Genomic DNA, 22,067 nt, shown 5'->3' with positions numbered 1-22,067 from the left:
CAATTCACCCTAACCTGACAGCTAAACCTTGGCCTGAGTCCGCATCTGCATCTGCAGCGACTCATGGTGATCCATCACCCGCTCCACCAACAACTGCACACCATCGGCCATTCTGCTCACCGCCAAGGCTACCGAGCGACGCGAGCCTTCCACATCGTCCGCCAGATCGGCAGCAATGGCACTGATGGACAGCAGGTCTTCGGATGCGTTGGCCAGAAGGGCTTCGGTGTCGATATCGGGAGAGACGGTGAAGAGCTGGAATTTACGACGTTTGGCTGGTTTTTCGTCAGCCGGAGGGAAGTAGTGGGCGAAGACGCGGTCGGCAGCTTCCTTGAGTTTCTCGGCTTCGAGGGATGCTTGGGAATCTTTGTCGGATTCTGGGGGGTTGGGAGTAGCTTTGAACATATTGAATCTCCAGTAATGATTTTCAGCTGCTCCATCGGTTCCACGCGAAGGGGTGGCAGCTGTACGCAGGTTGGAACCCGAGGTGGAGAAAACCCGGCAGACCCGAAGGTCTCCCGCGCACAGCCGCCATAACGGAGTGCACACATTAAAGGTGCGCAAGCATACGTCATGAGGGGCGCTTTTGCGCCTTCAACACCTCGGGGTTCCAAGCCCGGTCGCTGAATTTGCAGCGACCCACAGACGATAAAGCTCAGCGCAAAACCCCACCAGTCAGCGGCTTCCGGCATTTCTGTAGGCAGCGACGCCATACTGTGTAGCCTCTCACCGCTCCCGCGGATAAATGTTTAAACACAAACCCCAATCGGTTGGCGAAGGTTGAAGATTCCCAAAAAGGGACCTATCGTTCCCTTTTTGGGACTCTTTGGTTGTTATTGTGAAAAACCTTTCCCTCAGCGAAGCCTTGTTCACGACCACTCAGCAAAAAGTGCTGGGCTTATTGTTCGGCAAACCCGACCGAAGTTTTTACGCCAACGAGATCGCCCGCTGGGCGCAAATCGGTAAAGGCAGCCTCATGCGTGAGTTGGACCGATTGCAGCGGGCAGGCGTGCTGACCTTGATACGTCAGGGCAACCAAACTCACTATCAGGCCAATCCCGACTGCCCGATCTATGCCGAACTGTTGGGCATCGCCCGCAAAACCTTTGGTATTGCCGAGCCCTTGCGCCAAGCGCTGCAACCCTTTGCCGAACAGATCACCTGGGCATTTGTGTACGGTTCCATCGCCAAGGATCAGGCAAACGCATCCAGTGACATAGATCTCATGCTGATTGGCGAAGGCCTGCACTACAGTGAAGTGATAGAGCAGCTTATGCCTCTGGAGGAGCAACTGGGCCGCGTCCTCAACCCGACGCTCTACACCCCCGATGACTGGGCCGCAAAACTGGCGGCTGAAAACAGCTTTGTCGTGCGGGTAGCGCAGCAGGACAAGATCAATCTGATGGGGGGAAACCCTTTGGAGTCCAAGGATGGGCAGCAACGAGAACCTGGAAAACCTGTTACGTAGCGGTGGATTGAAAGCTGAGCCGCCGGATCGCAAGGAATGCGAAGGGCTCATGCGTTCGGCTGTGGATCGATTGAACGACGCGCAAACGTCTTCGCTTTCCTTCGCGAGTCGTTTCGACCTGGCTTACAACGCTGCCCATGCCCTTGCACTGACGACTCTTCGCTTGTGTGGCTACCGTTCAGACAAGCGATATCTGGTGTTTCAGTGCCTGATTCATACAGCTGATATTGGCAAAGTACAGGTTCGGCTATTCGCCCTGTGTCATGAGCGACGAAACCTGGCGGAGTACGAAGGCTATATGGATGAAGATCCGGCATTGTTGGCGCAGCTATTGGAAAGCACCGAGCAGCTTCAGATACGAGTACAGCAGCAGATGACCGGACTGTAATGCTCCGTCATTGAAAACTGCGGGGATTGTTCTGGCCCCTTCGCGAGCAAGCCCGCTCCCACAGTGTCTGTGCCGTGTTCAAATCCTGAGTCATCGACAATACCTGTGGGAGCGGGCTTGCCCGCGAAGGCGTCAGCGCGGGCAACGAATCCCGCCCGCCAACCATTAACTTGAGCGTCACAATCCACCACTCTGCTTGATCGATGCCCCCACCCAGCGAAGGCGTCCTGAAGAACAGCGCAAATCTCAAGGCCCTATCGCCAGCAAGCCGGCTCCCACAGAAGCGATTGTGTTCTGAAACATTGCGCTTTTAGTCTCAAGGCTTGAGCCTTGCGCAATGCTGTAACGAATTTAGAGGTGAGCAACACATGTATCACGGGGAAAGATTGAACGCCTGGACGCATTTGGTGGGGGCGGTGGCGGCCTGTGTCGGGGTGGTGTGGATGCTGGTGATCGCCGGCATGGACGGTAGCCCGTGGAAGATCGTCAGCGTGGCGATCTACGGCTTTACCTTGCTGGTGCTTTACAGCGCATCGACCGTTTACCACAGTGTGCGCGGGCGCAAGAAAGAGATCATGCAGAAGGTCGATCACTTTTCGATCTATTTGCTGATTGCCGGCAGCTACACGCCGTTTTGTCTGGTGACTCTGCGTGGGCCCTGGGGCTGGACCCTGTTCGGGATTGTCTGGGGGTTGGCGCTGATCGGCATCCTGCAAGAGATCAAGCCGCGGTCTGAAGCGCGGATCCTGTCGATCGTGATATATGCGGTGATGGGCTGGATTGTGCTGGTGGCGGTCAAGCCATTGCTTGCGGCACTGGGCAGTACCGGGTTTGCCTGGCTGGCATCGGGCGGGGTTCTGTACACCGTGGGGATAGTCTTTTTTGCCCTGGATCACCGGCTGCGGCATGCCCACGGGATCTGGCACCTGTTCGTGATTGCCGGGAGTGTGCTGCATTTTGTGGCGATCACGTTTTATGTTCTCTAGAACCGCGTCGCGGCCATTCGCGAGCAGGCTCGCTCCCACATTGGAATGAGTATCGCTGTGGGAGCGAGCCTGCTCGCGAAAGAGCCCTAGAAGTCACCCCAAAGCTGTTGGGCCACCGCCAGCGCTACAACCGGCGCGGTTTCAGTCCGCAAAACGCGAGGCCCAAGCCTGGCGGCATGAAACCCGGCAGACTGAGCCTGATCGACTTCAGCATCCGACAACCCGCCCTCCGGCCCGATCAAAAACGCCAACGTCGCAGGTTTCGCATGACTCACCAACGGCTCGGCCACCGGATGCAGCACCAACTTCAATTCTGCTTGAGTCTGCTTCAACCAGTCCGCCAACAGCAGCGGTGGATGGATCACCGGCACCCGTGAGCGTCCGCATTGTTCGCAGGCGCTGATCGCCACCTGGCGCCAGTGCATCAGGCGTTTGTCGGCGCGTTCGTCCTTGAGCCGGACTTCGCAGCGGTCGCTGAAGATCGGGGTGATTTCAGTGACGCCCAGTTCGGTGGCTTTCTGAATCGCCCAATCCATCCGTTCGCCACGGGACAGGCCCTGGCCGAGATGGATCTGCAGCGGTGACTCGACTTGCCCGGCGAAGCTTTCATCGATTTGCACCACGACGCGCTTCTTGCCGACTTCCACCAGCGTGGCGCGAAACTCATGGCCCGAACCGTCGAACAACTGCAACGCATCGCCCTCGGCCATGCGCAGCACGCGGCTGATGTAATGGGCCTGGGCTTCTGGCAATTCGTGCTCGCCGGTGCTCAAGGGGGCGTCGATAAAGAAGCGGGACAGTCTCATGCTGGGTCTCTAAAAAATTGGATCGGTTGCTGTTGTGGCGAGGGAGCTTGCTCCCGCTCGGCTGCGTAGCAGTCGTAACCCTGCCAGCACTTTATGTCTGACTCACTGCGTCGGATGGGTTTGGGAGTCCTTCGGCCTCCAGCGGGAGCAAGCTCCCTCGCCACAGGGCTCTTCAGTGACTTTTAGCCCGGATCACGGAAACCCGGATGAAAATCCTTCGGTACCGAAACGCTAACGCCATCACGGGTCGCAATGTCGATCCCTTCGCTGGCCACTTCCGCCAGAAAATCGATCTGCTCAGGCGTGATCACATACGGCGGCAGGAAATACACCACGCTGCCCAGCGGTCGAAGTAAAGCACCTCGCTCCAACGCATGCTGGAACACCTTCAAACCGCGACGTTCCTGCCACGGATAAGCTTCCCTGGTGGCCTTGTCCTTGACCATCTCGATCGCCAGCACCATGCCGGTCTGGCGCACTTCCGCGACGTTCGAGTGATCGGCCAGGTGCGCGGTGGCGGATGCCATGCGCTGGGCCAGGGCCCTGTTGTTCTCGATGACGTTGTCTTCCTCGAAAATATCCAGCGTCGCCAATGCCGCCGCGCACGCCAGCGGGTTGCCGGTGTAGCTGTGGGAATGCAGGAAGGCACGCAGGGTCGGGTAATCGTCGTAGAAAGCGCTGTAGACGTCTTCGGTGGTGACGCAGGCCGCCAGCGGCAGGTAACCGCCGGTCAGGGCCTTGGACAGGCAAAGGAAGTCCGGGCGGATGCCGGCCTGTTCGCAGGCGAACATCGTCCCGGTGCGACCGAAGCCGACGGCGATTTCGTCGTGAATCAGGTGCACGCCATAACGGTCGCAGGCTTCACGCAAGAGCTTGAGGTACACCGGGTGATACATGCGCATGCCGCCAGCGCCCTGGATCAGCGGCTCGACGATCACCGCAGCCACGGTGTCGTGGTTCTCGGCCAGGGTCTGTTCCATGGCAGCGAACATGTTGCGCGAGTGTTCTTCCCAGCTCATCCCCTCGGGGCGCAGGTAGCAATCCGGGCTCGGCACCTTGATGGTGTCCAGCAACAGCGCCTTATAGGTTTCGGTGAACAGCGGTACGTCACCCACCGACATCGCCGCCATGGTTTCGCCGTGGTAGCTGTTGGTCAGGGTGACAAAGCGCTTCTTGGCAGGCGCGCCGCGGTTGAGCCAGTAGTGAAAGCTCATCTTCAGCGCGACTTCGATGCAGGACGAACCGTTATCGGCGTAGAAGCATCGGGTCAAGCCTTCCGGCGTCATCTTCACCAGGCGCTCGGACAATTCGATCACGGGCTGATGGCTGAAACCGGCGAGGATCACATGCTCCAGCTGATCGACCTGGTCCTTGATGCGCTGGTTGATTCGCGGGTTGGCGTGGCCGAATACGTTGACCCACCAGGAACTGACGGCATCGAGGTAGCGTTTGCCTTCGAAATCTTCCAGCCACACGCCTTCGCCGCGCTTGATCGGGATCAACGGCAGCTGTTCGTGATCTTTCATCTGGGTGCAGGGGTGCCATAACACCGCGAGATCGCGTTGCATCCACTGATTATTCAGGCCCATGTTCAGTCTCCTCGAGGCGGCTCGCGGCATGCGCGGGCAAACAATCGGGCAAGCCTATGCAATGCGCGTCCGCGGGACAACCCATTGCGCAGTTTGAGCTACTTTGTATAGGACGGTAGACGTCGCTGGCGGCCTTTTGATGGCTGACGTATTCTTCGCGGTTCTTTGGGTCGTCTGACTCGTAAAACCGCTATTTCCTTGTGTATTTTCGGAGTTCTCTGAATGTCTGCTGGTTGGCTGCGCGCCTGTGCGCTGGTGATGTTGGGGCTGTTCAGCGTGTCCGCGCTGGCCAAGGATAAATCGGCGATCGTGATCGGCGGCGGCCTGTCGGGCCTCACGGCTGCTTATGAACTGCAGAACAAGGGCTGGCAGGTCACGCTGCTGGAAGCCAAGCCGAGCCTGGGCGGCCGCTCCGGCATGGCCACCAGCGAGTGGATCGGCAACGACAAGACTCAGCCGGTGCTGAACAAGTACGTCTCGACCTTCAAGCTGGGCACCACGCCAGCCCCTGAGTTCGTGCGCACGCCGGGCTACCTGATCGACGGCGTGTATTACACCGCGGCCGATCTGGCCATCAAGGACCCGACCACGGCCGAAGCGCTCAAGCGCTACGAAAAAACCGTGGACGATCTGGCGCGCTCGATCGAAGACCCGCTGAACCCGGCGGCGAACAACACGCTGCATGCCCTGGATCAGATCAACGTCTCCAACTGGCTTGACCGTTTGACATTGCCAGCGACTGCCCGTCAGCTGGTGAACCAGCAGATTCGTACCCGTTATGACGAGCCGTCGCGCCTGTCGCTGCTGTACTTCGCCCAGCAGAGCCGGGTGTACCGTGGTGTCTCCGACCGTGACCTGCGCGCCTCGCGCTTGCTCGGCGGTAGCCCGGTATTGGCCCAGGCCTTCGTCAAGCAACTGAAAACCATCAAGACCAGCGCACCGGTCTCGGCCATTATCCAGGACAAGGACGGCGTGACCGTCAAAGTCGGCAGCGTCGGCTATCAGGCTGACTACGTGGTCGTGGCCGTGCCGTTGCGCGCGCTGAACAAGATCCAGATGACGCCGGGGCTGGATGCCCAGCACATGGCCGCGATCAAAGGCACCAACTATGGCTGGCGCGACCAGATCCTGCTGAAGTTCAAGACGCCGGTGTGGGAAAGCAAGGCGCGCATGTCCGGCGAAATCTACAGCAACACCGGCCTGGGCATGTTGTGGGTCGAACCGGCCCTGAAGGGCGGCGCCAACGTGGTGATCAACCTGTCCGGCGACAACGCTCGGGTGATGCAGGCTTTCGGCGACAAGCAGATGGCCGATCAGGTATTGATCCGTCTGCACGCTTTTTATCCACAGGCGCGCGGTTCGTTCACCGGTTATGAAATCCGTCGCTACAGCACCGATCCGTCAATGGGCGGCGCTTACCTGGCTTTCGGTCCGGGGCAGATCAGCAAGTACTGGCGCTTGTGGGAGCGTCCGATTCAGCGTGTAGCTTTCGCTGGCGAACACACCGACACCTTGTACCCGGGCACTCTGGAAGGTGCCTTGCGCACGGGTCAGCGGGCTGCCAGCCAGGTTGAAGACCTGGCGGCGGGTAAATCCTTCGAGCCGGCGAAGGTTGTTCCGGCGGCGACCGCTGTGGCGGCTGGTGCTGTAGCGGCGAAGAAAGGCAACTTCTTCAGTAACCTGTTTGGCGGTTCGGATGATAAGCCAGCACCGGCCAAGGCGCCTGAGCCAGTAGCTCCGGTTGCCCCGGTACCGGCTCCAACGCCTGCTCCGACTGCTGCGCCAGCACCGGTGGAAGCGCCGAAGCCTGTGGTGCCGGTGAAAGCGGAACCTGCCAAGAAAGCTCCGGCCAAAGCTCCGGCAAAGAAACCGGCAGCCAAGACCGAGGCGAAAAAAGCCCCGGCCAAGGCACCGACGAAAAAGGCTGAATTGGCGAAGAAGCCAGCGGCCAAACCGGCGGCGACCACTGATACCAAGGCACAGTAACGTTCAGGCGTAAAAAAGCGCGGCTCAAGGGCCGCGCTTTTTTTTGCTCATTCATCAAGCATGTAAAATCCGGCTTTGCCTGCGCGGCGCCCTGGAGTCGCACAATCCGCGATCCGGGTCCTACACGCCTCAGCGATATATCGGATGCTTCCCACATAGGAATCAGATCGAGATGATAGCTAGCGCCTGATCTTAAATTCTATGTTCTTCAAAAAACTGGAGAGCATAATGAAAGCACTGGTGGCAATAATAATATTGATAGCCGTATCTGGCTGCATAGATGGCCGTCCAGTTCTTCAAGGGCACAGCCTTGAACTGACCCACAAATGCCAGATGGACCCGTACAAGCCTGATTGCTTGCAGCCCCCTCCAGTCTTCCATAATTAGAGTGCGGTGACAGCCAAGCCAGTCAGAAGGCTGTAGCCGCTGAGGCCATGGTGCAGTAAGGCTTTGGAGTGAACAAAAGTGCGGTTCATTGGTCGCGCTTTTTTTGTCCGTACGATCGCTTTCGCGAGCAGGGTTCTGTGGTGGACACCAATCCTGTGTTCACGCTGATCCACTGTGGGAGGGAGCCTGCTCGCGAAGGGATCTTCCGGAACCAGATTTTTCCTCGACTACCACTAACATCCGGCCACAAATTCGCCTTTAATCCTTCCTTAACTCACCCATCTCAGACTCTTGATCGTATTTCTCGATATTTCAAAGCGAAATTTTCCGCTTTAAATCGATAGATAACTCGATAGTCTTGTTCGCAGTTCTCACAGGATTTGGGCAATGCAGCTACGTAATTCTTCTTCGCGCTACGGTTGGGTCAGCATCTTCATGCACTGGGGCGTGGCGCTGGCAGTCTTCGGTCTGTTCGCCCTGGGCTTGTGGATGGTCGGTCTCGACTACTACAGCAGCTGGCGCAAAGACGCGCCGGACCTGCACAAGAGCATTGGCCTGGTGCTGTTGGCCGTGATGTTGCTACGGGTGCTGTGGCGTTTTATCAGCCCACCGCCTCCGGCATTGCAAAGCTACAGCCGGATGACGCGCATCGGCGCCAGCTTCGGCCATGGGTTTCTCTACCTCAGTCTGTTTGCTGTGATGATTGCCGGTTACCTGATTTCCACCGCAGACGGTGTCGGGATTCCGGTGTTTGGTTTGTTTGAAGTTCCTGCGCTGGTGTCCGGACTACCGGACCAGGCAGACACCGCCGGTTTGATTCATTTCTATCTGGCGTGGGTGCTGGTAATTTTTTCCGGCCTCCATGCGTTGGCAGCATTGAAACACCACTTTATCGATCGTGATGCGACCCTGACACGAATGCTGGGCCGCAAAGCTTGAAGTTCAACCTCGACTCCAAAGGAATAGAAAGCATGTTGAAAAAGACGCTCGCCGCTCTGGCAATTGGTTCTGCTCTGCTGTCCGCAAACGTAATGGCTGCCGACTATGTCGTCGACAAGGAAGGCCAGCACGCCTTCGTCGACTTCAAGATCAGCCACTTGGGCTACAGCTACATCACCGGTACCTTCAAGGATATCGACGGCAAGTTCAGCTTCGACGCTGCCAAGCCGGAAGACAGCAAGATCGAGTTCAACGTGAATACCGCCAGCGTGTTCACCAACCATGCCGAGCGCGACAAGCACATCGCCAGCAAAGACTTCCTGAACGGGTCTAAAGCCAAGTTCGTCTCCACCAGCGTCAAACCCACCGGCAAAAACGCCGCTGGCAAAGACACTGCCGACGTGACCGGCGACCTGACCATCCTTGGCGTGACCAAGCCGATCGTGGTCAAGGCCACTTTCCTGGGCGAAGGCAAGGATCCATGGGGCGGCTACCGTGCCGGCTTCGAAGGCACCACCAGCATCAAGCGTTCCGATTTCGGCAAGCAGAAAGACCTGGGCGCAGGGTCCGATGCGGTCGAGCTGTACGTTTCGTTTGAAGGTGTGAAAGCGAAATAATTTTCGCGCCTGACACAAAAACGCCCCCGTTCTCACGAACAGGGGCGTTTTTTATTGCCGAACATAAACTTCAGCCACATCACAGACCCCCTGTGGGAGCGAGCCTGCTCGCGAATGCGGTTGTTCATCCAACATTAATTTCGACTGACCCACCGATTTCGCGAGCAGGCTCGCTCCCACAGGGGGGTTGCGTCAGAAAGAAAAAATGCCCCTGATCGTGAAATCAGGGGCATTTTTTATTGCAGCGATAAATCAGCGATTGCGGGTCAGCAATGCTGGTTTCTCACCGCGCGGACGGCCTGGCAGTTGATCAAGCTGCTCAGGAGTCGGGAAACGATCAGTTTTCGACTCCTTGTGAATGATCTTCGGTGCCGGGCCGCGCGGGTTTTGCACGGCCGGTTCCGAACGCGGCTGGTCGTCGCTACGAGCCGGGCGGCGGTTGCGGGACTCTTCGCGGCGGGCCTGGCCGTCACGTGGGGCACCGTTGCGCGGGCCACTGCGCTTGGCAGGCGGCGTGCCAGTGGTGGCACCGTCGCTGCTGCGCGGACCGCTCGGACGACCCTGTGGCTTGCCACCGCGGGGAGCGCCAGTGCCAGTGCCGGCTGCCGCGCCTTGTGCCGGAGCACCCGGACGACGGCCACGGCCCTGGGCAGGTTTGGCTTGGGGCACGTAGTCGACACGGTTACCGAAGTTATCGACGTCGTCGTCCAGGAACTCGTCCGGAGCACGATCAGCGGCAGCGCGGGGGGCCGGACGCTGCTGTTCGCGGGCCGGGGTGCCTTCACGCGGCTTCTGCTCACGTGTCGGGCGCTCGCTGCGACCGCTGGCTGCAGGTTTTTCCTTGCCCTTGTCCTTGCCTTTGTCTTTACGACCGCCACCACCGCCGCTGCCGTTCGGACCGTCGCCGCGCGGGCCACGTGGGTTGCGCGGGTTACGCACATCCGGACGCTCGCGCACTTCAGGTTTCTCGGCTTCCACAGCGCTGATATCGAAGCCCATCAGGTCGCCGTCGGCGATTTTCTGCCGGGTCATGCGCTCGATGCTTTTCAGCAGTTTTTCTTCGTCCGGCGCCACCAGCGAGATCGCCTCGCCCGAACGACCGGCACGGCCAGTACGGCCGATACGGTGCACGTAGTCTTCGTCGACGTTCGGCAGCTCGAAGTTGACCACGTGTGGCAACTGGTCGATGTCCAGGCCGCGAGCGGCGATGTCAGTGGCAACCAGGATGCGCACTTCACCGGCCTTGAAGTCGGCCAGGGCTTTGGTGCGGGCGTTCTGGCTCTTGTTGCCGTGGATCGCGACGGCGGTGAGACCGTGTTTGTCCAGGTACTCGGCCAGACGGTTGGCACCGTGCTTGGTGCGGGTGAACACCAGCACCTGTTCCCAGGCGCCTGCGGTGATCAAGTGCGCCAGCAATGAACGCTTGTGATTGGCCGGCAGACGGAACACGCGCTGTTCGATACGCTCGACCGTGGTGTTCGGCGGCGTGACTTCGATGCGTTCCGGGTTATGCAGCAGCTTGCCGGCGAGGTCGGTGATGTCTTTGGAGAAGGTCGCCGAGAACAGCAGGTTCTGACGTTTGCTCGGCAGACGGGCCAGGACCTTTTTCACGTCATGGACAAAGCCCATGTCGAGCATGCGGTCGGCTTCGTCCAGCACGAGGATTTCCACGTGGGACAGGTCGACGCTGCCTTGGCCGGCGAGGTCGAGCAGACGGCCGGGGCACGCCACCAGCACGTCGACACCGCGGGACATGGCTTGAACCTGAGGGTTCATGCCGACGCCGCCGAAGATGCAGGCGCTGACGAATTTCAGGTCGCGGGCATAGACCTTGAAGCTTTCATGGACTTGAGCCGCGAGTTCGCGAGTAGGGGTCAGGACCAGCACCCGCGGTTGGCGCGGGCCGTGACGCTGGGATTTGTCCGGGTGACCGTTGGGGAACAACCGCTCCAGGATCGGAAGGGCGAAGCCGCCGGTTTTACCAGTACCTGTCTGAGCCGCAACCATCAGGTCGCGACCTTGCAACACGGCGGGAATGGCCCGCTGTTGCACCGGAGTAGGCTCGGTATAGCCCGCTGCCTCGATGGCGCGGACTAAAGCCTCGGAGAGACCGAGGGAAGCAAAGGACATGAGTAATCCTGTTCTAGTTAGGGCTTGGCCCAATGGGAGTCTTGCCTGGCGCGAATGGCGTTTATGAGGAACGCAATCCCGTCCGGTCCTGCTGGGCCTCGAAGGCTCATCCGGAGCGCTCGCGCGGGCTGAAAGCTGCGCTGTAGCGGGATCGAGATGCCTTGAACGAGTCCGAGCGTCCGGGCGTGAGCCTGGCGGGAAGGCCGGAGTATAACAGAGCAATCACTGCGCGCCGCTTTCCTGCTGCTCAACGGTTTTTTTGCTGGCGACCGCGGCCCTCGTGGCGTTCGCACCGGTCGCCGGGTCGGCACCATAACGAGCGCTCAATTCAGCGTAGGCGGGCTCGCGCTTGAAGCGTTTGAGTTCGGCGCCGAAGCGTTGCACCAGCAAGTCCATGCCCGCGTTGCGACGCACCGCCAGGAACTGGCTTTGCTGGCTGATGACGACCGGGTTTTCGGTGATCTTGTCGCGAATGTTCAATTCATCGAGCAAATGCTGGCCGACCCGGCGGTCGGTGATCAGCAGGTCGATCCGCCCGCGCACCAGTTTGCCGAAGTTTGCCTCATGGCTCGGTGCCGGTTCCCGGGTGAATAGCGACGATTCGCGAAAATCCTTGCTGTACAAGTAGCCCGGCGAGGTGCCGATGGTCAGGCCGCGCAATTCTTCAAGCGTACTAAACGGATGGGGCCGCTCGTTGGCATAGAACATCACGAACTCGACTTCCGAGAGTGGTTCGCCGGGGTAGAGGAGGGTAGCGTCGCGCTCATCGCTGTGGAAGATGTCCAGTGCGCCGTCTGCCTGCCCTTGTTCGAGCATCGACAGGCAGCGTTTCCACGGCAGAAACTGCCAGTCGACTTCTATACCCAGGCGTTTGAAGACAATCGCCGTGGTTTCGTAGTCCAGGCCCAGGGCTTTGCCGTTTTCCTCATACACGTAAGGCGCCCAGGGCTCAGTGACAATGCGCAGTTTCTCGCCCCGAGCGGTAAAGCTCAGGCAAGTAAAAAGCATCACTGTCAGCAACTGGGCGATCACGGGCATGGCCTGAGGTTAGTACTCTCAAGGCGTAATGAGAAGCGCTGGCATGCATGTTTAACGCTGTCCTGGAGAGAATTGTGCGCAAGGCCTCTATTTGCTGGACGAATTGAGCAGGTGATCGTGAATAGCATTGCATCGACTGCCCAGAATCAGGCGTACCAATTGCCTGTCGAACCAGCGTTCGAGCAAGTGCTCGGTGACCGGCTTGCCGAGGCGTTCTTCCTGGTTCTGCAGCGCCTTGTCCCACCACACCGGTCCGCAGGCCAAATCAAACTCGTTGGGGTGCTCATAGCAGCCGTAGAGGATCTCGCGGATAAACTGACGCAGGTGCACGGGCAATGCCAGGGTGATGAGCTTATAGAGCAATCGCTGGGCCCGCGGCGGCCGTGGCAGGTGCATCGTCACACGGCGAGTGTCATTGAGCGCTGCCTGACCGGTCGGATCCGCGGCGTGTTTGGCGACCCAGGCCTTGACCTTGGCCCTGAACAGCTGCTTGCGGCTCCAGTAGTGATGAATCAGGTCCGGACACTTTTTGACCTTCATCCTGCGATAGGCGGCGACCGACAGGCAGAACTCCTCGAGGGTATAAGCCCCCTGTGCCATGGGAAACAATTCGTCGATCAGGCTGATGGAGTGATCGAGCAATTGCGCGTCGTGCCGATGCAAACCGATCACGCCGGAGTTGAGCAGCGTCATTTGATCGTCAGCCAGCCCTTTGTCCCTGAGCGTGGTCGACAGCGCACTGTAGAGCGCATTCTCTTTATTGGTGCCGTATTGGGTATACCAGTCGTTGCATAGCAGTGTGCCGGGCTGCACTCGATCGAACAATTCGATCGGTGAACGATGAAAAAACGTATCGGTGTCGATCAGCAAGGCAACGGGTGACTCTTCGAGTACCTTGCGCAATGCCACATGCTTGGCTCGGAAGTGGTAACCGTGGGGTTCGTTCCAGCGTTGAAGAGTCGCTGCGTCGAGGGTGCGCACGCGTACCGGCAGTCGCGCGTAGGGCTGGGGATCGTCGCTGAATACCTGGATGTCGAGCTCTGCGTGGGGCGTCTCACGCAACCAGGCGAGGGCGCTGGCAATGCTGAACAGGGCTTCCTGGTGGTAAGTCTCGGCGCCGAAAGCCAGGTAAACCAGTTGAGGGCGTGATGGGGATGGCTCAGTCATGGGGGAAACAACATTCCATGGGCTGTTGAATGTAAAAGACCCTCAAAAGAGGGCCTTGGGGTAACACGTGGACACGATCAGCGCGGTAGCTTCAGATTGTTCCACACGGCCAGGCTCGCCTCGGCCTGGTTAAGGGTATAGAAATGCAGCCCCGGTGCCCCGCCCTGCAACAAACGTTCACACATTTCAGTGATGACCTGCTCGCCGAAACGCTGAATGCTCGCGGTGTCGTCACCGTAGGCTTCCAGCTGCTTGCGGATCCAGCGCGGGATTTCCGCACCGCAGGCATCGGAGAAACGCGCCAGTTTGCTGTAGTTGGTGATCGGCATGATGCCCGGCACGATCGGAATGTCCACGCCCAGCGCCTGCACACGTTCGACAAAGTAGAAGTAGCTGTCGGCGTTGAAGAAGTACTGGGTGATCGCACTGTTGGCGCCAGCGTTGGCCTTGCGCACGAAGTTGGCCAGATCGTCTTCGAAATTGCGCGCTTGCGGGTGCATTTCCGGGTAAGCGGCGACTTCTATATGGAAATGATCGCCGGTTTCTTCACGGATGAATTCAACCAGGTCATTGGCGTGGCGCAGTTCGCCACTGGCCATGCCCATGCCCGAAGGCAGGTCGCCGCGCAGGGCAACGATACGCGTGATACCGGCAGCCTTGTATTGCGTCAGCAGGCCGCGCAGGTCGTCCTTGCTGTCGCCCACGCAGGACAGATGCGGTGCGGCAGGGACTTTGACTTCGCTTTCGAGCTGCAACACGGTGTTGAGGGTTCGATCACGGGTCGAGCCGCCAGCGCCGTAGGTGCAGGAGAAGAAATCGGGGTTGTACGTGGCCAGCTGACGAGCAGTGGCGAGCAGCTTTTCATGCCCAGCATCGGTCTTCGTAGGGAAGAACTCGAAACTGTAGCGACGGTCTTGGGACATGGTCATATCCTTGGAAACACTTATGGCGGAGGCTGGCCCGCTGTAGGAGCGAGCTTGCTCGCGAAGAACGTGAGAGCAACGCGTTCATCCAGGCAGCACGCGTTATCGTTAACGTCCATCGCGAGCAAGCTCGCTCCTACAGGGAGCAGGCGACGCGGTGCGCAAGGCACCCCGCGGTCGCCAGCAAACCTGCGGCGAATCAGTAGCGGTAAGCGTGCGGCTTGAACGGGCCTTCGACGGTCACGCCGATGTAGTCAGCCTGTTGCTTGGTCAGTTGAGTGACCACGCCGCCGAACCCGCGGACCATTTCCAGGGCCACTTCTTCGTCGAGTTTCTTCGGCAGTACTTCAACGGTCAGGCGCTCGGCTTTCTGCTCTGGCGAAAGGTCGGCGTACTTCTGGCCGAACAGGAAGATCTGCGCCAGTACCTGGTTGGCGAACGAACCGTCCATGATGCGGCTTGGGTGACCGGTGGCGTTACCCAGGTTAACCAGACGGCCTTCGGCCAACAGGATCAGGTAGTCGTCGTTCTGGGCATCGAATGCGCCAGGGCCGGTACGGTGGATCTTGTGAACCTGTGGCTTCACTTCTTCCCATGCCCAGTTCTTGCGCATGAAAGCGGTGTCGATTTCGTTGTCGAAATGGCCGATGTTGCAGACGACAGCGCGCTTTTTCAGGGCCTTGAGCATGTTCGAGTCGCAAACATTGACGTTGCCGGTGGTGGTTACGATCAGGTCGATCTTGCCCAGCAGCGCTTTGTCGATGCTCTCTTCGGTACCGGTATTGATACCGTCGATGAACGGCGAAACCAGTTCGAAACCGTCCATGCAGGCTTGCATGGCGCAGATCGGGTCGACTTCGGAGACTTTGACGATCATGCCTTCCTGACGCAGGGACTGGGCCGAACCCTTGCCCACGTCACCGTAACCGATGACCAGCGCTTGCTTGCCGGACAGCAGGTGGTCGGTGCCGCGCTTGATCGCATCGTTCAGGCTGTGACGGCAGCCGTACTTGTTGTCGTTCTTGCTCTTGGTTACCGAGTCGTTGACGTTGATGGCCGGGATTTTCAGCTCGCCCTTGGCCAGCATGTCCAGCAGGCGGTGAACGCCAGTGGTGGTTTCTTCGGTGACACCGTGGACGCGGTCCAGGATCGCCGGGTATTTCTTGTGCAGCAGCTCGGTCAGGTCGCCGCCGTCGTCGAGGATCATGTTGGCATCCCAAGGCGCGCCATCCTTGAGGATGGTTTGCTCCAGGCACCACTCGTACTCTTGCTCGGTTTCGCCTTTCCAGGCGAAAACCGGGATACCGGCAGCGGCGATAGCGGCAGCGGCCTGGTCCTGAGTCGAGAAAATGTTGCAGGACGACCAACGCACTTCGGCACCCAGGGCAACCAGGGTTTCGATCAGCACGGCAGTCTGAATGGTCATGTGGATGCAGCCGAGGATCTTCGCGCCTTTGAGCGGTTGCTCGGCGGAGTACTTGCGGCGCAGGCCCATCAGGGCTGGCATTTCGGATTCGGCGATGATGGTTTCGCGGCGGCCCCAGGCAGCCAGGGACATGTCGGCGACTTTGTAATCGTTAAAATCTGCAGGCGTGATGACAGCGCTCATGATGAGCCTCCATTCGTAATGTATGCGAATGGGCGCCGTTGTGCGTTTAGTGTCTGGCCGTGGCCAGGCAACGCCCCATCCGAGCCTGACAGGTCGAACCTGCTGCAGCGCCCCTCGGACAGGTGGCGGGAAAACGGTAGCAATTGGAGATGACCGTTTTGAAACGGTGGCGATTATAGCCGTGTGAGCGATACTTCCAAAGCGTTTCTGTCGATCAGTGTCTGAACGGTAATCGAGTCCATAGTCGATGCTCAATAGAGCTCTGGTCCGGGCTCTGCCATGATGGTGGGCATCAATCGGCAAGACGGTCAGGAGTGAGCATGAATTTCCACACCCGCAAATGGGTAAAACCCGAAGACCTCAACCCCAACGGCACGCTGTTCGGCGGCAGCCTTCTGCGCTGGCTCGACGAAGAAGCGGCGATTTATGCCATCGTCCAACTGGGCAATCAGCGCGTGGTCACCAAGTACATTTCCGAAATCAACTTCGTCAGCGCCTCGCGCCAGGGCGATATCATCGAACTGGGCATCACGGCGACCGAGTTCGGTCGCACCTCGATCACCCTCAAGTGCGAAGTGCGCAACAAGATCACCCGCAAGAGCATCCTGACGGTGGACAAGATTGTCTTCGTCAACCTGGGTGAGGATGGCCTGCCCGCAGCCCACGGCCAGACCGAGATCAAGTACGTCAAAGACCAGTTCAAGGGTGATGGCATCGACGACTGAGATCGGCGGCGCGCCCTTCGCGAGCAGGCTCGCTCCCACACTGGATCTCAGTCTTTTACACAAGTTGCGTTCGCTGAAGATCCAATGTGGGAGCGAGCCTGCTCGCGAAGGCGGTCTAACCTCCAGTGATGATTTAACGGCGCAGTGAACAGCTCGGAACTGTGCATGTCGTACATACATGACACGCCACCGGTTCCGGAGCTATATGGACACGCAAAAAGACGGCAAGACCCCGAACCTCTCGGCGCAAGAGAAGAAAGACGTCGACAAGAGCCAGCCACCGCGCGCTGCGGTACTGCACGAAATCATCCGTACCCAGGGTGACATGGAGCTCGAGCGCAGTGTTGCCGCCTTGTGGTGGTCGGCCCTCGCTGCCGGCCTGACCATGGGGCTGTCGCTGATGGCCATGGGGTTGCTCAATTCCCGCCTGCCGGACGGCGAAGGCTTCAAGGTGATTGCCAGTTTCGGTTACTGCGCGGGCTTCCTGGCAGTGATTCTCGCCCGTCAGCAACTGTTCACCGAGAACACCCTGACAGCCGTGCTGCCGGTCATGACCAAGCCCTCACTGAACAATTTCGGGCGATTGCTGCGTCTGTGGTCGGTGGTGCTGGTGGGCAACCTCTGCGGCACGATACTGGTGGCATATGTGATGCTGCACCTGCCGATTTTCGACAGCAAGACCGACCTGGCCTTTCTCGATATCGGCCGCAAGATCATGGAGAACGACGCCAGCCAGATGTTCGCCAAGGGCATCGTGTCAGGCTGGATGATCGCGACCATGGTCTGGATGATCCCGTCCATGGAGAGCGCCAAGATGTGGATCATCATCCTCATCACCTACCTGATGGCGCTGGGGGATTTCACCCACATCGTGGTCGGTTCGGCCGAAGTCTCGTATCTGGTGTTTGCCGGCGAGCTGCCGTGGAAGGACTTCTGGCTGATATTCGCCGGGCCGACGCTGTTGGGCAATATCATCGGCGGCAGCTTTATCTTCGCGCTGATCAGCCACGCGCAGATTCGCAGTGAAAGCGGCCCGCCGAAGGCCTCTGCGGATCAAGGCGATGAGCCTGATCCGCACAAGACCGGAAAATGATCAGCGATGCCCGGCCTGTGCCACTGGCGCAGGCTCATCGCGGGTAACGTGCTTGACCAGTTTACCGATGCTCAAGCCCTGCAGCAGGATCGACGACAGCACCACGATGTAGGTGATACTCAGCAGCAAATCGCGCTCGGGTCCCAGCGGCAACGCCAGGGCCAGCGCCACTGAGACTCCGCCGCGCAAACCACCCCAGGTCAGGATCCGGATCGTCCCGCGCGGGACTGTGCGCCAGCGTCGCAGCAAGACGATGGCCGGTGCCACCGTCAGCAGGCGCGACAGCAGGATCGCCATTGCCAGCAAGCTTGCGGCCAACACGTGCAGCCAGTTGAACGGCAGCAGCAACAGCTCCATGCCGATCAGGGCGAACAGCAAGGCGTTGAGCATGTCGTCGAGCAGTTCCCAGAAACCGTCCAGGTACCTTCGGGTCATGTCGTTCATCGCCAGGTTGCGGCCCAGGTTACCGATGATCAGGCCGGCGACCACCATCGCGATCGGTGCCGAAACGTGCAACTCCGAAGCCATTGCCGAGCCACCGATCACCAGCGCCAGGGTCAGCATGACTTCGATCTGGTGCTGTTCGATGCTCTTGATCATCAGGTACACCAGATAACCGATCAGCCCGCCAAACAGCACACCGCCGACCGCCTCGTGGGCAAACAGCATGGCCGTGGCGCCGATGGTCGGGGTTTCGCCCAGTTGCGCGATGCCCAGCAGCACGGTGAACACCACCACGGCCGTGCCATCGTTGAACAGCGACTCGCCGACGATGGTGGTTTTCAACGGCTTGGACGCATTGGCGGTGCGCAACACGCCCAGCACCGCGATCGGGTCGGTGGGGGAGATCAGCGCACCGAACAACAGGCAATAGAGGAAGCTCACCTGCCAGCCGAACAGGGCAAAGATGTAGTAAGCCAGGCTGCCGATCACGACGGTGGCGATCAACACACCGAAGGTCGCCAGCAGGCCGATCGGCCAGCGGTAGCTGCGCAGGTCATTCAGGTTGACATGCAGGGCGCCGGCGAACAGCAGGAAGGACAGCATCCAGTTCATCAGCAGGTCGCCGAAGTCGATCTGGCCGATCAACTGTTGGACACGTTCTTCCAGACCCGGATAGCCAAGCAGGCTCAGGCCTTGCAGCAACAGGGAGAATAACAGCGCAGTGACCATGACACCGATGGTCGGGGGCAGGCCGATGAAGCGGAAATTCACGTAGGTGAGCAGTGTAGTCAGGCAGATAAACGCAGCGACAAGTTCAAGCATCCGGGGTCCTTGGATGGGAGGTGGATTGGTTTTTTTGCAGTTGCACCGCGTCATCTTCTTCGTCGGAACGCCGCCCGGAGCCGGCTCGCTCCCACAAATGATCTCGGTCGTTCACAAATTTTGTATTCGCTGAAGATCAACTGTGGGAGCGAGACCGGCTTGCCGGCGAAAGCAGTGTCCGCCGCGATGCAATTATTCAGCCGGACACATTGACCGCAGCGACACCACGACGTTGCAGATAGATAAAGAAAAGCGCCACCAGCACCGTCATCCCGCTGACCAGCGCCCCGGTCCACGGCAAGTCCGCCAGATCCGCGCCACTGGCCACCACCAGCCCGCCAATCCATGCGCCAGCCGCATTGCCCAGATTGAATGCGCTCTGATTCAAGGTCGAACCCAGGTTCGGCGCCTCATGTGCCTGATCAATGATCAGCAGTTGCAGGATCGGGCACAGGGCAAACGCGAAGATCCCCCACAGCACCAGCGTGATCGCCGCCGGAATGACCGAATGGCTGGTCTGGCTGAAAGCCGCCAGGACCACGACTACCGCCAGCGCCATGCCCACCAGTGACGGCAGCAGGCGACTGTCCGCCAGCCGCCCACCGAGCATGCTGCCCGCGGTCAGGCCGACCCCGAACAACAGCAGCATGATCGTCACCCCGTGGGGGCTGACGCCGGTGATGTCCTGCAAAATAGGCGCGATGTAGGTAAACACGCTGAACAGGCTGGTCGAGGCCAGTACGCTCATGCCCAGCGCCAGCAACACATTGGCCTTGCCCAGCACTTTGAACTCACTGGCCAGGTTGGCCTTGTCCATGGCGATGTCTTTCGGCAGCCAGACCCACTGCGCGATAGCCGCAATCACACCGATCACCGACACCGCCCAGAAGGTCGAGCGCCAACCGGCGTATTGCCCGAGCGCGGTACCCAAGGGCACGCCAAGCACGTTGGCCAGGGTCAGGCCGGTGAACATCATGGCAATCGCCTGGGCGCGTTTGTTCGGTGCCACCAGGCCGGCGGCGACGACCGAGCCGATGCCGAAGAAGGCGCCATGGCACAGCGCGGTAATCACGCGCGCGGCCATCAGCGTCGCGTAGTTCGGAGCCAGGGCGCAGAGGATATTGCCGAGGATGAACATCAGCGTCATCCCCAGCAACGTGGCTTTGCGTGGCATATTGGCGGTGCCGACCGCGAGGATCGGTGCGCCGAACACTACGCCCAGGGCATAGCCGGTGATCAGCAGGCCGGCGTCGGGAATGCTCACGGCAAGGTCCCGGGCGACGTCGGGCAATAAGCCCATGATGACGAATTCAGTGGTGCCGATGCCGAACGCGGCAACAGCGAGGGCAAGCAAGGCGAGTGGCATGCGCAAGGTCTCTGTCGGTAGTCTTGACGCTTTGATCAGGCATACGCATGCCGATGACCGTTCTCGATGAGAGCGGGCAGTGGCCGGAATTATTGGAATTGGTCTGTGCGCAACTGAGTGCGGCGTGGTCGCTTGCAGTATAAACAGCTGCGGACATATGGCGAATCAATTCTCTGCCGGACCTGTAGGAGCTGGCTTGCCAGCGAAGGTCGTCAACGATAACGCGTGTTTACCGGTTAAACGCGTTGCCCTGACGTTTTTCGCGAGCAAGCTCGCTCCTACAGGGGCGCGGCGGGGGCAACGAAAGGAGTGTGCCGTGCTTGCGACGGCTTTGGTGTTAGTGGCGGCGCTGTTGCACGCGGCGTGGAATACCCTGATCAAATTCAGTGCGGAACGACTGCTGGTGGTCGCCTGCATGGACAGTGTGGCGATGCTCTTCGTCGCGCTGATGCTGCCGTTCGTGGCGTTGCCGCCCCTGGACATCTGGCCGTGGATCCTCGCGTCGGCGGCGTTCGAACTGCTCTATCGCTACTTGCTGATCCAGGCTTATCGGGTGGGCGACCTGGGGCTTGTTTATCCATTGATGCGTGGCCTGTCGCCGTTGGTGGTGCTGGCGCTGACGCTGATCTTTGCCGGCGAGGTGCTGACCAACCAGCAGATATTCGGCATCCTGCTGATCCCGCTCGGCATGCTCTGCCTGCTATGGCAGGGCGGTGGCGGGGCACGGCTGCCATGGTCGATGCTGCCGGTGGTGGCATTGATCGGCCTGTGCATCGGCTGCTACACCTTCATCGATGGCCAGGCTTTGCGGCGCTGGTCCCATCCATTGGACTACCTGGTCTGGGTGACGTTAATCAGCGCATGGCCCTTTCCATTGCTGGCAATGGTGCGCAAGCGACCGGCATTCATGGTGTTCTGGCGGGAACAATGGCGACTGGGGTTGGCGGTCGGATTCTGCGTACTGTTCAGCTACGCTCTGGTGCTGTGGGCCATGCAGCTGGGCTCGATTGCCGAAGCCGCGGCGTTGCGCGAGATCAGTGTGATTCTGGTGGTGCTGTTCGGCATGCGTTACCTGAAAGAACCGTTTGGTGGGCCACGGCTACTGGCCTGTGGCCTGGTGTTGATTGGCATGCTGGTGATGAAATTCTGACTGGAGCTCCAATTGTTGAAACTTGAAGAAGGGACTGCTTTATGACGGTTGCTCTATGGTGCATTTTGATCGCGATCTTCCTGCCTTATCTGTGCACGGCCGTGGCCAAGATCAGTGGCGGGTTCGGTCTGAAAGACAACCATGATCCGCGGGATTTTCTCGATTCGCTGGACGGGGTGGGCAGGCGCGCGTATGCGGCGCAACTGAACAGTTTTGAAGTCACCCCGGCGTTCGCCGCGGCGGTGATCGTGGCATTCCTGGCCGGCAATGCCGAACTGGTGACGATCGATGTGCTGGCGGTGTTGTTCATCACCAGCCGTCTGCTGTACATCATTTGCTACCTGGCGGACTGGGCGATTCTGCGTTCGTTGGTGTGGTTTGTGGGGATGGGGTTGATTGTCAGTTTCTTCGTGGTGTCTGTCTAAAATAGTTGG

General features: G+C 59.5%; 20 protein-coding genes and 1 riboswitch. Of the genes, 10 read left to right on the top strand and 10 right to left on the bottom strand.

Annotated elements, in window-relative coordinates:
- Positions 1-21 precede the first annotated feature (21 nt).
- The gene (locus tag ACA041_RS30040) at positions 22-405 is read right to left on the bottom strand and encodes a DUF6124 family protein (protein ID WP_497439061.1); all 384 of its coding nucleotides are present in this window, start codon (positions 403-405) and stop codon (positions 22-24) included.
- A gap of 433 nt (positions 406-838) precedes the next feature.
- Here ACA041_RS30040 and ACA041_RS30035 point away from each other — a divergent pair, with 433 nt between their 5' ends.
- The 3 genes from ACA041_RS30035 (at position 839) to trhA (ending at position 2,842) form a co-directional block, all read left to right on the top strand.
- Positions 839-1,468, top strand: coding sequence for a nucleotidyltransferase domain-containing protein (locus ACA041_RS30035; RefSeq protein WP_497439060.1), 630 nt, complete (start codon positions 839-841; stop codon positions 1,466-1,468).
- Positions 1,431-1,856 carry a hypothetical protein gene (locus ACA041_RS30030; RefSeq protein ID WP_497439059.1) on the top strand — a complete coding sequence of 142 codons (426 nt, stop codon included), beginning with the start codon at positions 1,431-1,433 and terminating at the stop codon, positions 1,854-1,856. The genes ACA041_RS30035 and ACA041_RS30030 overlap by 38 nt, the downstream gene beginning before the upstream one ends.
- Before the next feature lie 368 nt (positions 1,857-2,224).
- The gene (gene trhA, locus ACA041_RS30025) at positions 2,225-2,842 is read left to right on the top strand and encodes a PAQR family membrane homeostasis protein TrhA (protein ID WP_497439058.1); all 618 of its coding nucleotides are present in this window, start codon (positions 2,225-2,227) and stop codon (positions 2,840-2,842) included.
- An 86-nt stretch (positions 2,843-2,928) separates the two neighbouring features.
- Here trhA and ACA041_RS30020 read toward each other — a convergent pair whose 3' ends face one another.
- A complete protein-coding gene (locus ACA041_RS30020) occupies positions 2,929-3,648 on the bottom strand; it encodes a 16S rRNA (uracil(1498)-N(3))-methyltransferase (protein WP_497439057.1) in 720 nt (239 codons plus the stop codon).
- 182 nt (positions 3,649-3,830) lie between these two features.
- Complete coding sequence (locus tag ACA041_RS30015; RefSeq protein WP_497439056.1) at positions 3,831-5,237, bottom strand: adenosylmethionine--8-amino-7-oxononanoate transaminase; 1,407 nt, start codon at positions 5,235-5,237, stop codon at positions 3,831-3,833.
- A gap of 222 nt (positions 5,238-5,459) precedes the next feature.
- Between ACA041_RS30015 and ACA041_RS30010 the strand changes: the two genes are divergently transcribed.
- The 3 genes from ACA041_RS30010 (at position 5,460) to ACA041_RS30000 (ending at position 9,166) form a co-directional block, all read left to right on the top strand.
- Positions 5,460-7,223, top strand: a complete 1,764-nt coding sequence (locus tag ACA041_RS30010) for a flavin monoamine oxidase family protein (protein WP_497439055.1) — start codon at positions 5,460-5,462, stop codon at positions 7,221-7,223.
- 774 nt (positions 7,224-7,997) lie between these two features.
- Entirely contained in the window at positions 7,998-8,549 is a 552-nt protein-coding gene (locus ACA041_RS30005) for a cytochrome b (protein ID WP_497439054.1), read from the top strand.
- A 32-nt stretch (positions 8,550-8,581) separates the two neighbouring features.
- Entirely contained in the window at positions 8,582-9,166 is a 585-nt protein-coding gene (locus ACA041_RS30000) for a YceI family protein (RefSeq protein WP_497439053.1), read from the top strand.
- Between the two features lie 252 nt (positions 9,167-9,418).
- Here ACA041_RS30000 and rhlE2 read toward each other — a convergent pair whose 3' ends face one another.
- The 5 genes from rhlE2 to ahcY form a co-directional block, all read right to left on the bottom strand.
- Positions 9,419-11,296 (bottom strand): RNA helicase RhlE2, encoded by a 1,878-nt coding sequence (rhlE2, locus tag ACA041_RS29995; protein ID WP_497439052.1) that lies wholly within the window; start codon positions 11,294-11,296, stop codon positions 9,419-9,421.
- Between the two features lie 222 nt (positions 11,297-11,518).
- Complete coding sequence (locus ACA041_RS29990) at positions 11,519-12,334, bottom strand: substrate-binding periplasmic protein (RefSeq protein ID WP_497439051.1); 816 nt, start codon at positions 12,332-12,334, stop codon at positions 11,519-11,521.
- Positions 12,335-12,421: 87 nt separating this feature from the next.
- Positions 12,422-13,501 carry a hypothetical protein gene (locus tag ACA041_RS29985; protein WP_497439050.1) on the bottom strand — a complete coding sequence of 360 codons (1,080 nt, stop codon included), beginning with the start codon at positions 13,499-13,501 and terminating at the stop codon, positions 12,422-12,424.
- Positions 13,502-13,578: 77 nt separating this feature from the next.
- Positions 13,579-14,424 (bottom strand): methylenetetrahydrofolate reductase [NAD(P)H], encoded by an 846-nt coding sequence (gene metF / locus ACA041_RS29980; protein WP_497439049.1) that lies wholly within the window; start codon positions 14,422-14,424, stop codon positions 13,579-13,581.
- 199 nt (positions 14,425-14,623) lie between these two features.
- Positions 14,624-16,033: an adenosylhomocysteinase gene (ahcY, locus tag ACA041_RS29975; protein WP_497439048.1), complete on the bottom strand. Its 1,410-nt coding sequence runs from the start codon at positions 16,031-16,033 to the stop codon at positions 14,624-14,626.
- Positions 16,034-16,056: 23 nt separating this feature from the next.
- Positions 16,057-16,155: riboswitch (S-adenosyl-L-homocysteine riboswitch) on the bottom strand.
- Positions 16,156-16,353: 198 nt separating this feature from the next.
- Here ahcY and ACA041_RS29970 point away from each other — a divergent pair.
- Together ACA041_RS29970 and ACA041_RS29965 are read left to right on the top strand one after the other, a co-directional pair.
- Complete coding sequence (locus ACA041_RS29970) at positions 16,354-16,758, top strand: acyl-CoA thioesterase (protein ID WP_497439047.1); 405 nt, start codon at positions 16,354-16,356, stop codon at positions 16,756-16,758.
- A 205-nt stretch (positions 16,759-16,963) separates the two neighbouring features.
- The gene (locus ACA041_RS29965) at positions 16,964-17,851 is read left to right on the top strand and encodes a formate/nitrite transporter family protein (protein ID WP_497439046.1); all 888 of its coding nucleotides are present in this window, start codon (positions 16,964-16,966) and stop codon (positions 17,849-17,851) included.
- Here ACA041_RS29965 and ACA041_RS29960 read toward each other — a convergent pair whose 3' ends face one another.
- A complete protein-coding gene (locus ACA041_RS29960; RefSeq protein ID WP_497439045.1) occupies positions 17,852-19,117 on the bottom strand; it encodes a cation:proton antiporter in 1,266 nt (421 codons plus the stop codon).
- Between the two features lie 196 nt (positions 19,118-19,313).
- Positions 19,314-20,483: an MFS transporter gene (locus tag ACA041_RS29955; RefSeq protein ID WP_497439044.1), complete on the bottom strand. Its 1,170-nt coding sequence runs from the start codon at positions 20,481-20,483 to the stop codon at positions 19,314-19,316.
- A gap of 316 nt (positions 20,484-20,799) precedes the next feature.
- Here ACA041_RS29955 and ACA041_RS29950 point away from each other — a divergent pair, with 316 nt between their 5' ends.
- Both ACA041_RS29950 and ACA041_RS29945 read left to right on the top strand, forming a co-directional pair.
- Complete coding sequence (locus ACA041_RS29950) at positions 20,800-21,633, top strand: EamA family transporter (protein ID WP_497439043.1); 834 nt, start codon at positions 20,800-20,802, stop codon at positions 21,631-21,633.
- A 41-nt stretch (positions 21,634-21,674) separates the two neighbouring features.
- Positions 21,675-22,058, top strand: a complete 384-nt coding sequence (locus tag ACA041_RS29945; RefSeq protein WP_497439042.1) for an MAPEG family protein — start codon at positions 21,675-21,677, stop codon at positions 22,056-22,058.
- Positions 22,059-22,067: the final 9 nt, after the last annotated feature.

Source organism: Pseudomonas sp. LBUM1676, assembly GCF_059695605.1.
The sequence above is the reverse complement of the archived record's forward strand: the minus strand, read 5'-3'. Positions and strand labels throughout refer to the sequence as shown.

Coding starts and splice junctions, on each gene's coding strand:
- ACA041_RS29960 (WP_497439045.1), bottom strand. CDS start 19,117: ATGCTTGAACTTGTCGCTGCGTTTATCTGCCTGACTACACTGCTCACC.
- ahcY (WP_497439048.1), bottom strand. CDS start 16,033: ATGAGCGCTGTCATCACGCCTGCAGATTTTAACGATTACAAAGTCGCC.
- trhA (WP_497439058.1), top strand. CDS start 2,225: ATGTATCACGGGGAAAGATTGAACGCCTGGACGCATTTGGTGGGGGCG.
- rhlE2 (WP_497439052.1), bottom strand. CDS start 11,296: ATGTCCTTTGCTTCCCTCGGTCTCTCCGAGGCTTTAGTCCGCGCCATC.
- ACA041_RS29965 (WP_497439046.1), top strand. CDS start 16,964: ATGGACACGCAAAAAGACGGCAAGACCCCGAACCTCTCGGCGCAAGAG.
- ACA041_RS30000 (WP_497439053.1), top strand. CDS start 8,582: ATGTTGAAAAAGACGCTCGCCGCTCTGGCAATTGGTTCTGCTCTGCTG.
- ACA041_RS29990 (WP_497439051.1), bottom strand. CDS start 12,334: ATGCCCGTGATCGCCCAGTTGCTGACAGTGATGCTTTTTACTTGCCTG.
- ACA041_RS30010 (WP_497439055.1), top strand. CDS start 5,460: ATGTCTGCTGGTTGGCTGCGCGCCTGTGCGCTGGTGATGTTGGGGCTG.
- ACA041_RS29970 (WP_497439047.1), top strand. CDS start 16,354: ATGAATTTCCACACCCGCAAATGGGTAAAACCCGAAGACCTCAACCCC.
- ACA041_RS29945 (WP_497439042.1), top strand. CDS start 21,675: ATGACGGTTGCTCTATGGTGCATTTTGATCGCGATCTTCCTGCCTTAT.
- ACA041_RS30005 (WP_497439054.1), top strand. CDS start 7,998: ATGCAGCTACGTAATTCTTCTTCGCGCTACGGTTGGGTCAGCATCTTC.
- ACA041_RS29955 (WP_497439044.1), bottom strand. CDS start 20,483: ATGCCACTCGCCTTGCTTGCCCTCGCTGTTGCCGCGTTCGGCATCGGC.
- ACA041_RS30030 (WP_497439059.1), top strand. CDS start 1,431: ATGGGCAGCAACGAGAACCTGGAAAACCTGTTACGTAGCGGTGGATTG.
- metF (WP_497439049.1), bottom strand. CDS start 14,424: ATGTCCCAAGACCGTCGCTACAGTTTCGAGTTCTTCCCTACGAAGACC.
- ACA041_RS29985 (WP_497439050.1), bottom strand. CDS start 13,501: ATGACTGAGCCATCCCCATCACGCCCTCAACTGGTTTACCTGGCTTTC.
- ACA041_RS30020 (WP_497439057.1), bottom strand. CDS start 3,648: ATGAGACTGTCCCGCTTCTTTATCGACGCCCCCTTGAGCACCGGCGAG.
- ACA041_RS30015 (WP_497439056.1), bottom strand. CDS start 5,237: ATGGGCCTGAATAATCAGTGGATGCAACGCGATCTCGCGGTGTTATGG.
- ACA041_RS30040 (WP_497439061.1), bottom strand. CDS start 405: ATGTTCAAAGCTACTCCCAACCCCCCAGAATCCGACAAAGATTCCCAA.